Source organism: Streptomyces sp. NPDC021080 (assembly GCF_044333225.1).
Lineage (GTDB): Bacteria > Actinomycetota > Actinomycetes > Streptomycetales > Streptomycetaceae > Streptomyces.
This window is the reverse complement of record NZ_JBIRQM010000001.1, coordinates 823,348-836,673: the sequence shown is the minus strand read 5'-3', so window position 1 is coordinate 836,673 and position 13,326 is coordinate 823,348. Positions and strand designations below refer to the sequence as shown.

Here is a 13,326-nt window from a genome sequence, read left to right as displayed (position 1 = left end):
TCGTCAGACTCGCACAGGCACCGCTTCACGCGCCGCCGCCGGTCCGTCCGCCCCGCCCTCGCAGCGACGTGGCACCGCTCAGCACAAGGCCGGAAGGACCGCTCGAAATTCCCGGTCCGGCACCTGGGACACGACGGAGGTCCGGAGCACGGCGGAGCCGCCCGGCGAGGGCTCCGGCAGGAAATCGATAACGATCGCGCAAGTTTCAATCAACATCGCCTCAAGAATTTGCTATCGCTACCGAGGAAAGGGCTCAATGGCCTTCGTATGTCAGCGGTAAAGCGTTAGGGAGCGGATGAACGGCACGATCGACGGCTTCAGCTACGGGCTGGTCACACCGGTGGCCGCCTACGTCATGGCCTGTGTGGGCTCGGCGTTGGGGCTGCGCTGTGTGGTGCGCACGGTGCACCACGAGCCCGGGTGGAGGCTGGGCTGGCTGGCCCTGGGGGCGAGCGCCCTGGGCTGCGGCATCTGGACGATGCACTTCATCGCCATGACGGGCTTCTCCGTGGCGGAGACGCCCATCACCTACGACATCCCGCTGACCGTGCTCAGCCTCGCCGTGGCGATCGTGGTGGTCTCCGCCGGCGTCTTCATCGTCGGACACCGCGGTGCCACGCGAGCGTCCCTCACCGTGGGCGGCTCCATCACCGGCCTCGGCGTCGCGACGATGCACTACCTCGGCATGTTCGCAATGCAGCTCAACGGAGACCTCGGCTACAACGCGTTCACCGTGACCCTGTCCGTGATCATCGCCCTCGTCGCGGCGACCGCCGCGCTGTGGGCCGCCGTCTCCGTGCAGGGCTTCCTCCGCACGCTCGGCGCCAGCCTCGTCATGGGCCTCGCCGTCACCGGCATGCACTACACGGGCATGGCCGCCGTGAGCGTCCATCTCCACAACAGCATCGACTCGGCCCCGACCATCACCGGCCAGGAGGGCACTTCCCTCCTGCTGCCGATGCTCCTGGGCCCGATCCTCTTCCTCATCATCGCCGCGGCCATCGTCATGTTCGACCCGGTCCTGATCCTCGGCGACAGCAGCGGGAGCAAGCAGGCGAAGGGACGTTCCAAGGTCGTCGCACGCGGAAACGTCATGCCGGTGCACGTGTCCGGCAACCAGGACTCCTCGGCGCTGGCGCACGACGCCCCGCAGGCCGGCAACTGGACCTCGGCGGCACCCCAGTGGCCCGCCGCCGACGAGGGCGCGCCCCAGTACGCCTCCCAGTACGGGGACCCGAACGCCGGCACCTCCTACGGAGCCCGGTACGAGGCGGAGTAACACCTCACCGTCGACGGCCCGGCCGACGCGATCGACCTCGCGCTCGTGCCGGGCCGTCGTCGTACCCAGGCGGACGACACGGGCGAGGAACCCGTTTCGAGCCGATGAACGGGAGCGGCAGCCGTACCCGGCCGGCGCCGCGGCACAAGCCCTGACGCGCTTCGGACCCCTCGGGATGATCTTGAGACTAGGGTGCCTGGCATGACTTCCATAGCCCTGCGCGGTACGACGCTCCACTACGACGACGCCGGCTCCTCGGCCGGACTGCCCGTCCTGCTGATCCACGGGCACCCCTTCAACCGCACCCTGTGGGCACCTCAGGCCGCGGCGCTCGTCGCGGCCGGCCACCGGGTCATCACCCCGGACCTGCGCGGCTACGGCGACAGCTCGGTGGAAGCCGGCCCCGTGTATCTCTCCGACTTCGCCGACGACCTCGTCGCGCTCCTGGACCACCTGGACATCGAACGGGCCGTGGTGGGCGGCGTCTCGATGGGCGGGCAGATCGCCATGGAAGTGCAGCGCGCCCACCCGCACCGCGTCCGCGCGCTCGTCCTGTCGGACACCTCCGCGCCCGCCGAGACGGACGAGGGCAAGGTCTTCCGCAACCGACTGGCCGACCGTCTCCTGACAGAGGGGATGGACGGCTACGCGGACGAGGTCATCGGCAAGATGCTCGCCGACTACAACGTCGTCGCGATGCCGGATGTCGCCGAGCGGGTCCTGCGCATGATGCGCGCCACGGATCCCCGCGGTGCCGCGGCGGCCCTGCGCGGCCGGGCCGAACGCCCCGACTACCGGGACACGCTCGCCGCCGTGCGGTCCCCCGTGCTGATCGTGGTCGGCGCCGACGACGTCTACACGCCGGTCGCCGATGCCGAGGCCATCCACGCGCTCGTCCCGCACGCGACCCTGACCGTCGTCGACGGCGCCGGCCACCTCCCCGGTGCCGAACAGCCCGGACGGTTCAACGCCGCGGTCCTCGACTTCCTCGCCACACAGGTGGCCACCCGTCCCTGAGGGCTCCGGCCGGTCGCCTGCCGAGCCTCGCCGGAGGTTCGGCAGGTGCTACGACGGGGTCTCCGTCGGCACCTCGAACCACATGGTCTTGCCGGTGGGCGTGCAGGTGCTGCCCCAGCTCTCGGCGAGCAGGTCGAGCAGTTCGGTGCCGCGACCGCCCTCCGCGTCGGCATCGGCCTCACGACGCACGGGGCAGACGGGCTCGGTGTCCTCCACCTCGCACAGCAGGCGGTCGCCGCGCAGGCACAGGTTGAGCCGCAGGGGGCCGCGGGTATGGCGCAGCGCGTTGGTGACCAGTTCGCTGACCAGGAGCTCCGCGGTCTCGGCGAGCTCTTCCAGATCCCACTCGTCCAGTTGCGCCGTCACCAGGCGGCGGGCCCGACGGGCCGAGGTCAGCTCCCGCGACAGGGGCCAGGAGGCCTCCCAGGGGGTGACACAAGCGCGGGGCGCGTCGAAGGGACGGATGGGTTCGAGCATGCGTGACCACAGTGCCCGGTGCCGGGCGAGCCACGAAGTGGGTGCAGCCTCCACGGATATCTCGTTCTCCTGATCGCATCGCGTGGCGTCCTCGCCCCCCGATCCCTCCGGCCGACGAGAGAGCCAGGCGAAGCGCCCCCGGCGAGGTGCCGCCAAGAGGTCGATGGCCCCAGGGGCCATGGGAATCAGTCCCTTCTGCGCTGCCGGCGACCACACCGCTCGAGCGGCACGGACCCGTCGTCGAGACCGGTCCGGACATTGTCAGGTCACGCGTTCACGTAACGCCCGTCACGATAACAAATATGCATGTAGCGCTCGCTACGGTAAAAATTCTTTCTAAGGGTACCTATCGGGACATATGGAATGTGTTCGGTGTCACACGACCGTGGCGCAGCCGCCGGGAGACCCATGCCACGACCGCCTGACCAGGACAAACGACGGGATCTGACCGACCGGGTCCGCGCGTACCTGGTGCGCAACGGCCTCGCCGGGCTGTCCCTGCGTCCGCTCGCCCGGACCCTGGGCACCAGCGATCGCATGCTCCTGTACTACTTCGGGACCAAGGAAGCCATGGTCGCCGAGGCCCTCGCCCTGGACGAGCGGCGACCGCTCCTGCAGGCCCGGGACCTGCTCAACGCCGCCGGGACCCCGCGGAGCCCGGCGGGGATCCGCCGCTTCATGGAGGAGATCTGGCGGCGGTTCGGCGCCCCCGACCTGCGCCCCGCGCTCCCCCTCTACCTCGAGATCATGGCCGCCGGCCTGATCGAGCCCGACCGGTACGGGCCCGTCCTGCGGGACGTGCTGACCGAGTGGACGGACCTGCTCACCTCCGCCTTCCGGGATCTCGGCATGACGGACGTCCGAGCCCGGGCGGAGGCCGTCCTCCTGGTCGACGCGACCTTCGGCCTGCTCGTCGCCTCCCTGGCCGAGGGCGGCCGGGAGCCGGCGGACACGGCCTTCCCCGCGCTCCTCGACCGCCTCGAACCCGGCTGGCACGTCACCTGAGGCACGTTCGCACCGACGTGTGCCCGGCGCGGCCATGACCGGCGCGTCCGCCGCTCGTCAGGAGAGGCCGGGCATCACAGCTTCGTCCCGAAGTCCTGTGTCCACCACGGGCCGCCCGACCCCTTGTGCACACCCACCCCTATGTTCTTGAACGAACAGTTGAGAATGTTCGCGCGGTGCCCCGGGCTGTTCATCCAGGAATCCATCACCGCCCCGGGGGTCTGCTGGCCCATGGCTATGTTCTCGCCGTACGTGGACCAGTGGTAACCGGCGGCGGTGATGCGCTCCCCGGGGTCGGCGCCGTCCGGGTTGACGTGGTCGAAGAAGTCGCGGGCGGCCATGTCGTCGGAGTGGCCCTGAGCCGCGTCCTCCAGTTGCGGGTCCTCGGTGACCGGACCACAACCGGCCGACGCCCGCTCCTTGTTCACCAGCGCGACCACCTGCGCCACCGTCGTCGTCGGGGCCGACTGCGCCTGGGCCGCGCCGGACACCCGCCGGGTCGGCGCGGCCGAGGACGCGGTGGGCGACTTGCTCGGCTCGGCGGGACGGGGCGTCCTGGACGCCTTCGCCTTCTTCGACGAGGACGCCGACGGTGACGCGGACGGCGACGCGGTGGCGGTGGCCGTCACCGGGGCGGAGGTGCCGGAGGCACCCGTCGCCGAGAGGTCCATGACGGGGTCGCCCGCGGTCCGCGACGGAGCGGCCTCGTCGGTTCGCGATCCGGGTCCGATGTCGAAGTACCAGAGGCCGCCACCCGCCACGCAGACCGCCACGAGGGCGCCGCCCAGGGCCCGGCGCCGTGTGCGCCGGCGCCGACGGGCCTCGCCGCGCGAGGCCGCCCTCCCCCGGGACGCCCGGTGTCCGGCCCCGGCCGGACCCTCCTCCCCGTGACCGGCGGCGGGCGAGATCCGGGACACCGAACCCGTGGCGGCCATCCCGCCGGAAGCGCTCCGCAGCGCCGCGGTCAGCCCCGGTGACACGGCGATCAGCGCCAGGCCGGCCAGCAGCCCCTCCGCGGGCATCAGTCCGCTCCACAGTCCGGAGCAGCGGACACAGTCACGGGCGTGCCGGGCGATCCGCTTGCGCCACAGCGCCGAGGGCCGGCCGTCCCAGGAGGCGAGGACACCGCGCAGCTCCTCGCAGGCCGGGCGGGCGGCGAGCGCCCGTACCACCACCCGGGCCGTCTCCAACTGCGCCTTCATCCGCTGCACTTGGACCGCCGTGTGCTGCGGTGACAGCTCCAGCGCCGCGGCCACCTCGGTCCGGGTCAGTTCACCGGCGCACTCCAGCCACCACAGGGAGAGCACACCCCGGTCGTCGGGTTCGAGCCAGCGGGTCGCCAGCGCGGTCTCCCGCCGCTGTCCGGAGAGCTGGAGCCGCACCATGGTCAGGTCCACGAAGTCGGCGCCCGGGTCGGCGAGATCCTCCGCCTCCTCCACACCGTCCGGGGCGAGCTGCCGGTCCCGCCAGTGCGCCCGGACCTGGTTCATCGCGATCGCCACGAGCCAGGAGCGGAAGCTCTCCGGCGTACGCAGACCGTTCAGGCCGTCCAAGGCGCGGAGCATGGTGTTCTGCACGACGTCGTCGACATCGACGGAGCCGTTCAGCGCGCGCCCGACGATGTTGTAGACCAAGGGGAGATAGGCGCTCACCAAGGCGTCCTGGGCCGCCGGGTCGCCCGCCCGGGCGGCAGTCACCAGTGCCGCCGGCTCCACCGCGTGCTGTCTCCTCATGAAACGTTCCTGTCCTCGACTCCGAACGAAGCTGCCGTTGCCTGGGAGACCGCCCGCGGAACCTCGAATAACAGTTCTTCGGAGACTCGTTCCGCAGATGCTTCCCGCACCGGGGCGCCGATGGCAAGGAAAGAGGTCACATCGGGGCCCGGTCCGGCGGACGGGCGGGCCCGCCGCGCGGGCGGCGGCGACCGTACGGCCGGGGCGCGTCGACCGGCCCGGCCGGCGTCCACGGGGCCGCTGGTAAAATGGGCGGAACGCTTCGAAGTCGCCGGGGCCCGTGCCGAGTGGCACGGGCCCCGGGGCGTTCCGGGCGTCAGACTGAGGAAGGTTCCCCATGAACGCGAAGCGGCCGGCCCCTGGACTCTCCGACGCCGGCGGGCACGAGCCGGCGCCACAGGGCGACGTCCCGGCGGCACCGTCCCACTCCGGCACCGGCCTGCCGCCCGTCGCGTCGTTCGACGCCCTCGGCCTGCCGCCGGAACTGGTGGCCGAGATGACCGGGCTCGGGGTGACGGAGCCCTTCCCGATCCAGGCCGCGACGCTGCCGAACGCCCTGGCCGGACACGACGTCCTCGGCCGGGCACGGACCGGCTCCGGCAAGACGCTGGCCTTCGGGCTGGCCCTGCTCGCCCGGACCGCGGGCCGCCGGGCGGAGGCCAAGCGGCCCCTGGCACTGGTCCTGGTACCGACCCGGGAGCTCGCGCAGCAGGTGGGCGACGCGCTGGAGCCGTACGCGCGGACCCTGAACGTACGGCTGGCGACGGTGGTGGGCGGTCTGTCCATCAACCGGCAGCAGGCACAGCTGCGTACGGGCGTCGAGGTGCTCATCGCGACGCCGGGGCGCCTGACCGATCTGGTGTCACGCCGTGACTGCTTCCTGAACCAGGTGGGCATCACGGTGCTGGACGAGGCGGACCAGATGTGCGACCTGGGCTTCCTGCCGCAGGTCTCGGACCTCATGGACCAGGTGCGCCCCGACGGGCAGCGGCTGCTGTTCTCCGCCACGCTCGACCACAACGTCGACCAGCTCGTCCGGAACTATCTTCACGACCCGGTCCTCGCCTCGGTCGACCGGGTGGCGGGCTCCGTCGCCACGATGGAACATCACGTGCTGAACATCCACGGCGCGGACAAGTACGCGACGGCGACAGAGATCGCCGCCCGGGACGGCCGGGTGCTGATGTTCCTGGACACCAAGACGGGCGTGGACCAGTTCACCCGTCACCTGCGGGCCAGCGGCATCCGCGCCTCCGGCCTGCACAGCGGGAAGTCGCAGCCGCAGCGCACGCACACGCTCGCCCAGTTCAAGAACGGTGAGATCAACGTGCTGGTGGCCACCAACGTCGCGGCCCGGGGCATTCACATCGACGCGCTCGACCTCGTCGTCAACGTCGACCCGCCCGCCGACGCCAAGGACTATCTGCACCGCGGCGGACGCACCGCGCGCGCCGGGGAATCCGGGAAGGTCGTCACCCTGGTCACCTCCGGCCAGCGGCGCGATGTGAACCGCCTGATGTCCGACGCCGGCATCCGGCCGACCGTCACGCAGGTGCGCTCGGGCGAGGCGGCGCTGACCGCCATCACCGGCGCCAAGCGCCCGCCGACCGGGCCGAAGACGAGCACCGGCAACGAGCCCTTCCGCGGCATCGGCACGCGCCCCGGACGCCCCGCCAAGGAGTCGCGCAAGACCGCGGACGCCCGCAAGGCGGCGGAGGCCCGCGCGGCGGCCCGGGTGCGCAAGGGCCGCTGACGCCGGCCTCGACCGCCCTGTGGCGGAAGCCGGGCCGCCGCTCGCCCGGGGCCGTCGAGGCACGGGCCCGGGCGGCCCGCCGCGCCGGACCGGACGAGCGGGCGCGGGGGTATGACGCCCCGGCCCGCTCGTCCGGTCACGCCGGGCAGGGCGGCGACACGCACGCTCCCCGGCCCGATGCCGTCAGGGGCGCTCCCCCGGTTTGTCGACGACACCCCAGGCGTTGCGGACGCTGACGATCGCGTGGCTCCAGTCGTGGGGGCCCGGGGACGACGCGGGCGTGCCCTTGGGAGCCTTCATCGACGGGAGGTCCGCCGCCTCGCCCAGATACGCGTACGTGACCGGGTCGAAGAAGATCTCCTGCTTGCCCTGGGCTCCCGAGGCCGCGGGCTCGGCGTAGGTCACGGTCACGCCGATCGCCGGACGCCCGACGGGGTCCTTGATCCCCTTCTCCACGCGGGCCCCCGGAATCTTCGCCAGCGCCCTGAACATGCCCGCCCGGACCTTCGGCGGGATCAGCACCGAGCGGTAGAGGACGTCGATCTCCCGCCAGTCGCGCTGGGCCGGGGTCTCGCCCTTGATGTCGCCGATGGCGTGCTCCTCACGGATGCGCCGCATCATCCGGTCGGGGTCGCCCGGCAGGGTGGCGAGGAAGCGGTAGAACTGCCGCTGCGAACGGTCGTCGTACCCCTCCTTCTTCCATTTCGCCTCCATGTTGGGCCCATAGGTGATCTGAAGCTTGTTCCGGTCGAAGTCGGGGGGGCTGCCCGGCAGTCGCATACCGGGAATCCGCGCCCAGCCCGTGCCGTCCCAGCGGGTCCACCTCTCCGATGTCTGGGGTGCCTGCTGGCCGAGGGACGTCGACTTCTCGTAGACCCACTGCTTCGGTCCGGGCTCCGTCGCTCCGAGCTTCTCCACCGTGGCCGCCGCCAGTTCGAGGGTGTCGGCCGAGGCCTCCGCGGACAGCAGTTGCCGGCCGGAGGATGCGGTGCCCGTGCGCGCGCCCGGAGCGTCGTCGGACAGGAGGACCACGGCCCCGCCCGTCACCGCCAGGGCCGTGACGGCGCCCGCGACCGCCAGGAACGTCCTTCGCCCCACCGGCCTCGGTCGCGTGAAGACAGGTCGACGTCCGTCGGGCCGTGACCTGAACTCATCGGTGAGCAGGGCGCGTTGGGGTGCGAGCCGACCGGCGTCGGGCAGCGGGGCGTCGGCACGCAGCTCGTTCAGCTCGTTCATGCGGAATCACCTTCGAGTACGGACAGTTCGCGGGGGCCGGTCAGCGGGTCGTGGTCGCCTGTCGCCGCCCGGAGCTTCCTGCGGGCGCGGTTGAGCCGGGACCGGACGGTGCCCACGGGGATGTCCAGTGCCTCGGCGATCTCCTGATAGGTGAAGTCGGCCCAGGCGAGCAGCAGCAGGGTGTGCCGGTCCCCCTGGGAGAGCTTGGACAGGGCGCCGGCCAGGGACCGGGACGCGGCCTGCGCGGTGACGCGGTCGTCGGCGGAGTCCGTCCAGGTCTCGGCGATCCGGTCCTGGCCGGTGCGGGCGAGGAGTCTGAACGCCTTGACCTCCTCGCGGCGGTGACGGCTGATCAGCTTGGCCGCGATGCCGTGCAGCCAGGGCCGCGCGCCGGCCCGGTCACGGTCGTAACGGGCCCTGATCCGAAAGGCGGTGAGAAAGGTCTCCGCGGTGATGTCGTCGGCGGCGTCGCTGCCGAGCCGCCGGGCGACGTACCGGTGGATGGTGGGTGCGTGCCGGTCGAAGAGCGCCGCGAACTGCTCCGGCTCGTCGAGCGATGCCGCTATCAGCGCGGCATCGGTCTGCGCGCCGTCGGCCTGCTCGGCGTCGACGCCGGGCGTGCCGTCCCCCGGTAGGGGGCGGCACAGCGAATCAGTCATGAGTGGTCCGTGTCGTCGGAGGAAAGGACAGCCTTCACCCGGTACTTGCCGTCCGGCCACGAAACGGTTCACGCCTCGGAGGGCGTCCGCTCTCAGGCGGCCGGAAAAGGTGCCCGTGCCGTGCCGACCTCGTGTGCCCCGCCCGGGAACCGCACGGGCGGGGCACACTGTCCCGGATTCCGGCCGGGGGCCGCTGTGAGGTGTCTCAGCTCACCGCCTGCTTCACGAGCGCGCCGATCCTCGCCTCGACCTCGACGGTCAACTCGGTCAGGGCGAACGCGGTGGCCCACATCGTGCCGTCGTCCAGCTTCGCCTGGTCGCTGAAACCGAGCGTCGCGTAGCGCGCCTTGAACTTCTCCGCGCTCTGGAAGAAGCAGACGACCTTGCCGTCCAGCGCGTAGGCCGGCATGCCGTACCAGAGCTTCGGCGCGAGGACCGGGGCGCCGGCGGTGATGACGGCATGGACGCGCTCGGCCATGATCCGGTCGGAGTCCCCCATCTCGGCGATCTTCGCGAGTACGTCCCGCTCCGCCTCGGCCGCCTTGTCCGCGCGGGAACCGCGGCGGGCCTCCTTCTTCAGTTCTCTGGCGTGGTCCTTCATCGCGGCCCGCTCCTCGGCCGTGAACCCCTCGTGCCGACCGCTTTCCGTGCTGCTCATGACAGAACTCCCCCTCGATGATCCGTTGTCCGCAATCCTGCGCACGCCGGTGGCGAACCACCACCGCACTCATCGGCACGCACCGTGCCGATGAGGTCCGAATATTCCGCGCGGCCCCCGCGTTGTCAACGGCACGGCACGTGCCGATAGAGTGATCTCATGACGGAACCGCCCGCCGCACCGAGACGTCGAGGCGCCGCGCGCACCGAGGAACTGCTCCAGGCGACGCTCGATCTGGCCGCGGAGGTCGGGTACGCGGGTCTGAGCATCGAGGCGGTCGGCCGCCGGGCCGGAGTCGGAAAGCACACGATCTACCGGCGCTGGCCCTCCAAGGCGGCGCTGCTGCTCGACGCGCTCAGCCGCGTGTGGACCAGCGACCTGGACTACCGGGACACGGGGAGCGTCCGCGAGGATCTGCGCGAGCAGTTCCTCCGTTCCGGCGCGGCCCTCTCCAACCCGCCGATCGGCCCGGTCTACCGCGCGGTCATCGCCGAGGCACAAGGCGACCCCGCGCTCCGGGCGACCCTGCACGAACGCTTCCTGGCCACCGTCGAGCGGAGCACCCTCGACCGGATCACCCGAGCCCAGCGGGCCGGCGAACTGAACGCCGAAGCGAACCTGGAGTTCGCGGCCGAGGTGTTGTGCGGTGCGCTGTACTACCGCAGCCTGCTGTCGACCCGCCCGATCGACATCGCCGCGGTCGACGGACTCGTGGACATGTTCATGGCCGCGTACGGAACCGGTACGGAACCACCGGCCGAGCTGCGTGCGGAACCACCGGCTGCAGGGCCGTGACCCTGCGGTGAGCCCGCCCGAAGACGCCGCTCATGCCGCGGCGGGCAGCCGGACCGTGACGATGAGGCCACCGTCGGGGCGGGGAACGAGTTCGAGGGAACCGTCGTGGGCGCGGACGATGCCGGCCACGATGGCCAGGCCGAGACCGACGCCGGCGTGTTCGTCGGTGCGTACGCGTTCCGTCCCCCGCCGGAACGGTTCGGTGAGGGTCGGCAGCAGTTCCGGCGGGAGCCGTGGGCCCGTGTTCTCGACCCGCAGCACGCCGGTGTCGCCGTCCGCCTCGGTGTGGACCGTCACGGTGCCGCCCTCGGGGAGATTGTGGACGACGGCGTTCTGGACGAGGTTCGTCACCATCCGCAGCAAAAGCTCTCCGGAGCCGCTGGTACGAGCCGCCCCGCCGGTGACGTCGAGCGTGATCCCGCGCTGTTCGGCGAAGGGGAGCAGCGTCTCGGCGGCTTCCTCGGCGACGAGGGAGAGGTCGACGCTCTCGCGGGGGAAGTTTCCGCGGTCGCTGCGGCTGAGCAGCAGGAGGGCCTCGGTGAGGTCGATCGCCCGCGTGTTGACCGCGTCCAGGCGTTCGATGAGTTCGTCCCGGTCCCCCGTGGGGTCCTTGCGGGCGACGTCCAGGAGTGTCCGTGAGATCGCCAGCGGGGTGCGCAGTTCGTGGGAGGCGTTCGCGGCGAACCGCTGCTCCTCCGCCACCTTGGACTCGAGGCGGTCGAGCATCGAGTCCAAGGCGTCGGAGAGTTCGCGGAATTCGTCCTGGCGGCCTTTCATGCGGATCCGGTGGGACAGCGATCCGCTCCCGGCCGTCCGTACCGCGTCCGTGATCCGTGTGAGCGGCGAGAGCATCCGGCCGGCGAGGATCCATCCCCCGAGGAGGCCGAACACCAGGAGGAAGGCCAGCGCGACGGCCGCGGCGGGGGCGAATCCGCACAGGAGGTCGGAACGGCTGGGTCCGACGATGATCACGGCGCCGTACGTCTTCTGGATGAGCCGGGGGTCGTCGGTCGGTAGCCAGCGCAGTACGAACACCCACATCACGGCCAGCAGGAGGGTGCCGGCGACGAAGAGGAATCCGGCGTAGCTGAGGGTGAGTTTCAGCCGGGCGCTGCGCCCCGGATGTCTATTCATGAGTGCCGCCGGGGTGGGAGGTGCCGGTGTCGATCCGGTAGCCGACGCCGGGCACCGTGGCGATGACCCATGGCTCGCCGAGCCGTTTGCGCAGCGCGGAGACGGTGATGCGGACGGCGTTGGTGAAGGGGTTGGCGTTCTCGTCCCAGGCCCGTTCCAACAGCTCTTCGGAGCTGATGACACCGCCCTCGGCGGCGACGAGGACCTCCAGCACGGCGAACTGCTTCCGGGTGAGGGCGACATGGCGTTCGTCGCGGAAGACCTCCCGGCGGAACGGGTCCAGCCGCAGGCCCGCGATCTCGCGGACCGGCGGCCGGGCGTAGGCGCGCCTGCGGTCGAGCGCCCGCAGCCGCATGACGAGCTCCCGCAGTTCGAACGGCTTGGTGAGGTAGTCGTCGGCGCCGAGCGCGAACCCGGAGGCCTTGTCGTCGATCCGGTCGGCGGCGGTGAGCATGAGGATCGGGACGCCGCTGCCGGAGGCGACGATGCGCCGGGCGACCTCGTCGCCGGAAGGGCCGGGGATGTCCCGGTCGAGGATCGCGAGGTCGTAGGAGTTGACGCCGAGCAGCTCCAGGGCGGAGTCGCCGTCGGCGGCGATGTCGGCGGCGATCGCCTCCAGCCGCAGACCGTCACGGACGGCCTCGGCCAGGTAGGGCTCGTCCTCCACGATCAGTACACGCATGTCCGAAGCCTAAGCAGCACGCCGTATCGCCGACGTATCGCGCGTCCGGCACGCGCCCGCTCACCCCATGGATGCGGGCACGGGTCGAGGCCGGTCCGACGGGACGTCCGCCGCGGTGCGCCACCAGCGGCGGGACGCCAGGGACGCGAGCACGGCTCCCGTCGCGTTGACCAGTACGTCGTCCACGGAGGACACCCGGTCCAGCCACAGGACGTACTGCGCGACCTCGACCAGGACCGAGCAGCCCGCCCCCAGCGCCAGGATCTTCGGGACGGACGCCAGGGACGCGAACCGCATCGGGGCGAAGAACCCCAGCGCCGCGAAGACCAGCAGGTTGCCGATGATCCCGCCCGCCCCCATCGTGACCAGGTCCCGCAGCGGTACGAGGCTGACCCGGCGGGGAGCGACGCCGGGCGCGAGGCCCGGCATCATGGTCAGCCACAGGAACGGCACCGTCCCGTGGACCATGCCCACCTCGGCCAGCGAAGCGCGCCACGCCCACGTCGAGGTGGCGCCGGCGGCATGCCGCCGGGACGCGAGGGCCCATGCGACCAGCACGGCCAAGGGCAGCGCGACGAGCGTCATGAGCACCACACCGTTGAAGGTGTCGTAGCAGCCGTGCCACCGCCCGGCCATGCACATCGGGGCGGACATCATGAGCGGGCGCCGGATGACGAACAGGGCGCCCGCCACGCCGAGGACAGCCAGGCTCAGGAGCACGGTCCTGAGGATGCGGCGGGATACTGACGAGGGTGCGTCGTGGCTCATGCTCCCCAGTGAAGGGAAGGGCGGGTTGCGGTGGCGTATGCGCTTTTCGATATGCCCGCGATATGCGACACCCGGCGTCCGGACGCCCCGGCGTCCGCCGTCCACGGAGTCCGGGCATCGGGGAACCGGC

At 71.6% G+C, this 13,326-nt stretch carries 13 protein-coding genes; 5 read left to right on the top strand and 8 right to left on the bottom strand.

Translation table 11 applies throughout. The features are described 5' to 3' along the window. Positions 1-295: 295 nt before the first annotated feature. Positions 296-1,279: an MHYT domain-containing protein gene (locus tag ACH4S8_RS03690; protein ID WP_398390531.1), complete on the top strand. Its 984-nt coding sequence runs from the start codon at positions 296-298 to the stop codon at positions 1,277-1,279. Positions 1,280-1,480: 201 nt separating this feature from the next. Then, positions 1,481-2,296, top strand: a complete 816-nt coding sequence (locus tag ACH4S8_RS03685; protein WP_398390530.1) for an alpha/beta fold hydrolase — start codon at positions 1,481-1,483, stop codon at positions 2,294-2,296. A 48-nt stretch (positions 2,297-2,344) separates the two neighbouring features. Here the strand turns inward: ACH4S8_RS03685 and ACH4S8_RS03680 are convergent, their stop codons facing one another. Beyond that, the gene (locus ACH4S8_RS03680; RefSeq protein WP_398390528.1) at positions 2,345-2,953 is read right to left on the bottom strand and encodes an ATP-binding protein; all 609 of its coding nucleotides are present in this window, start codon (positions 2,951-2,953) and stop codon (positions 2,345-2,347) included. 228 nt (positions 2,954-3,181) lie between these two features. Between ACH4S8_RS03680 and ACH4S8_RS03675 the strand changes: the two genes are divergently transcribed. Further along, positions 3,182-3,778 (top strand): TetR/AcrR family transcriptional regulator, encoded by a 597-nt coding sequence (locus ACH4S8_RS03675; protein WP_398390526.1) that lies wholly within the window; start codon positions 3,182-3,184, stop codon positions 3,776-3,778. A gap of 74 nt (positions 3,779-3,852) precedes the next feature. Here ACH4S8_RS03675 and ACH4S8_RS03670 read toward each other — a convergent pair whose 3' ends face one another. Beyond that, complete coding sequence (locus ACH4S8_RS03670; RefSeq protein WP_398390524.1) at positions 3,853-5,511, bottom strand: sigma-70 family RNA polymerase sigma factor; 1,659 nt, start codon at positions 5,509-5,511, stop codon at positions 3,853-3,855. Between the two features lie 337 nt (positions 5,512-5,848). Here ACH4S8_RS03670 and ACH4S8_RS03665 point away from each other — a divergent pair, with 337 nt between their 5' ends. Next, entirely contained in the window at positions 5,849-7,264 is a 1,416-nt protein-coding gene (locus ACH4S8_RS03665; protein ID WP_398390522.1) for a DEAD/DEAH box helicase, read from the top strand. A gap of 183 nt (positions 7,265-7,447) precedes the next feature. Here ACH4S8_RS03665 and ACH4S8_RS03660 read toward each other — a convergent pair whose 3' ends face one another. The 3 genes from ACH4S8_RS03660 to ACH4S8_RS03650 form a co-directional block, all read right to left on the bottom strand. Beyond that, complete coding sequence (locus tag ACH4S8_RS03660) at positions 7,448-8,500, bottom strand: CU044_5270 family protein (protein WP_398390520.1); 1,053 nt, start codon at positions 8,498-8,500, stop codon at positions 7,448-7,450. Continuing rightward, positions 8,497-9,159 (bottom strand): RNA polymerase sigma factor, encoded by a 663-nt coding sequence (locus ACH4S8_RS03655; protein WP_398390518.1) that lies wholly within the window; start codon positions 9,157-9,159, stop codon positions 8,497-8,499. The genes ACH4S8_RS03660 and ACH4S8_RS03655 overlap by 4 nt, the downstream gene beginning before the upstream one ends. A gap of 205 nt (positions 9,160-9,364) precedes the next feature. Further along, positions 9,365-9,817: an iron chaperone gene (locus ACH4S8_RS03650; RefSeq protein WP_398390516.1), complete on the bottom strand. Its 453-nt coding sequence runs from the start codon at positions 9,815-9,817 to the stop codon at positions 9,365-9,367. Between the two features lie 159 nt (positions 9,818-9,976). Between ACH4S8_RS03650 and ACH4S8_RS03645 the strand changes: the two genes are divergently transcribed. Beyond that, positions 9,977-10,612 (top strand): TetR/AcrR family transcriptional regulator, encoded by a 636-nt coding sequence (locus tag ACH4S8_RS03645; protein WP_398390515.1) that lies wholly within the window; start codon positions 9,977-9,979, stop codon positions 10,610-10,612. A gap of 30 nt (positions 10,613-10,642) precedes the next feature. Here the strand turns inward: ACH4S8_RS03645 and ACH4S8_RS03640 are convergent, their stop codons facing one another. The 3 genes from ACH4S8_RS03640 to ACH4S8_RS03630 are packed head-to-tail and all read right to left on the bottom strand — an operon-like array spanning position 10,643 to position 13,196. After that, on the bottom strand, positions 10,643-11,746 hold the full coding sequence (locus ACH4S8_RS03640; protein ID WP_398390513.1) for a sensor histidine kinase: 1,104 nt from the start codon (positions 11,744-11,746) through the stop codon (positions 10,643-10,645). Continuing rightward, positions 11,739-12,428, bottom strand: a complete 690-nt coding sequence (locus ACH4S8_RS03635; protein ID WP_398390512.1) for a response regulator transcription factor — start codon at positions 12,426-12,428, stop codon at positions 11,739-11,741. The genes ACH4S8_RS03640 and ACH4S8_RS03635 overlap by 8 nt, the downstream gene beginning before the upstream one ends. Positions 12,429-12,488: 60 nt before the next feature. Then, positions 12,489-13,196, bottom strand: a complete 708-nt coding sequence (locus ACH4S8_RS03630; RefSeq protein WP_398390510.1) for a VanZ family protein — start codon at positions 13,194-13,196, stop codon at positions 12,489-12,491. Between the last annotated feature and the right edge of the window lie 130 nt (positions 13,197-13,326).

What these genes read in the sequence shown, in the direction of transcription:
- ACH4S8_RS03670 (WP_398390524.1), bottom strand. Translation starts at nt 5,511, where the DNA reads ATGAGGAGACAGCACGCGGTGGAGCCGGCGGCACTGGTGACTGCCGCC.
- ACH4S8_RS03635 (WP_398390512.1), bottom strand. Translation starts at nt 12,428, where the DNA reads ATGCGTGTACTGATCGTGGAGGACGAGCCCTACCTGGCCGAGGCCGTC.
- ACH4S8_RS03640 (WP_398390513.1), bottom strand. Translation starts at nt 11,746, where the DNA reads ATGAATAGACATCCGGGGCGCAGCGCCCGGCTGAAACTCACCCTCAGC.
- ACH4S8_RS03655 (WP_398390518.1), bottom strand. Translation starts at nt 9,159, where the DNA reads ATGACTGATTCGCTGTGCCGCCCCCTACCGGGGGACGGCACGCCCGGC.
- ACH4S8_RS03630 (WP_398390510.1), bottom strand. Translation starts at nt 13,196, where the DNA reads ATGAGCCACGACGCACCCTCGTCAGTATCCCGCCGCATCCTCAGGACC.
- ACH4S8_RS03650 (WP_398390516.1), bottom strand. Translation starts at nt 9,817, where the DNA reads ATGAGCAGCACGGAAAGCGGTCGGCACGAGGGGTTCACGGCCGAGGAG.
- ACH4S8_RS03665 (WP_398390522.1), top strand. Translation starts at nt 5,849, where the DNA reads ATGAACGCGAAGCGGCCGGCCCCTGGACTCTCCGACGCCGGCGGGCAC.
- ACH4S8_RS03660 (WP_398390520.1), bottom strand. Translation starts at nt 8,500, where the DNA reads ATGAACGAGCTGAACGAGCTGCGTGCCGACGCCCCGCTGCCCGACGCC.
- ACH4S8_RS03690 (WP_398390531.1), top strand. Translation starts at nt 296, where the DNA reads ATGAACGGCACGATCGACGGCTTCAGCTACGGGCTGGTCACACCGGTG.
- ACH4S8_RS03680 (WP_398390528.1), bottom strand. Translation starts at nt 2,953, where the DNA reads ATGGCCCCTGGGGCCATCGACCTCTTGGCGGCACCTCGCCGGGGGCGC.
- ACH4S8_RS03645 (WP_398390515.1), top strand. Translation starts at nt 9,977, where the DNA reads ATGACGGAACCGCCCGCCGCACCGAGACGTCGAGGCGCCGCGCGCACC.
- ACH4S8_RS03685 (WP_398390530.1), top strand. Translation starts at nt 1,481, where the DNA reads ATGACTTCCATAGCCCTGCGCGGTACGACGCTCCACTACGACGACGCC.
- ACH4S8_RS03675 (WP_398390526.1), top strand. Translation starts at nt 3,182, where the DNA reads ATGCCACGACCGCCTGACCAGGACAAACGACGGGATCTGACCGACCGG.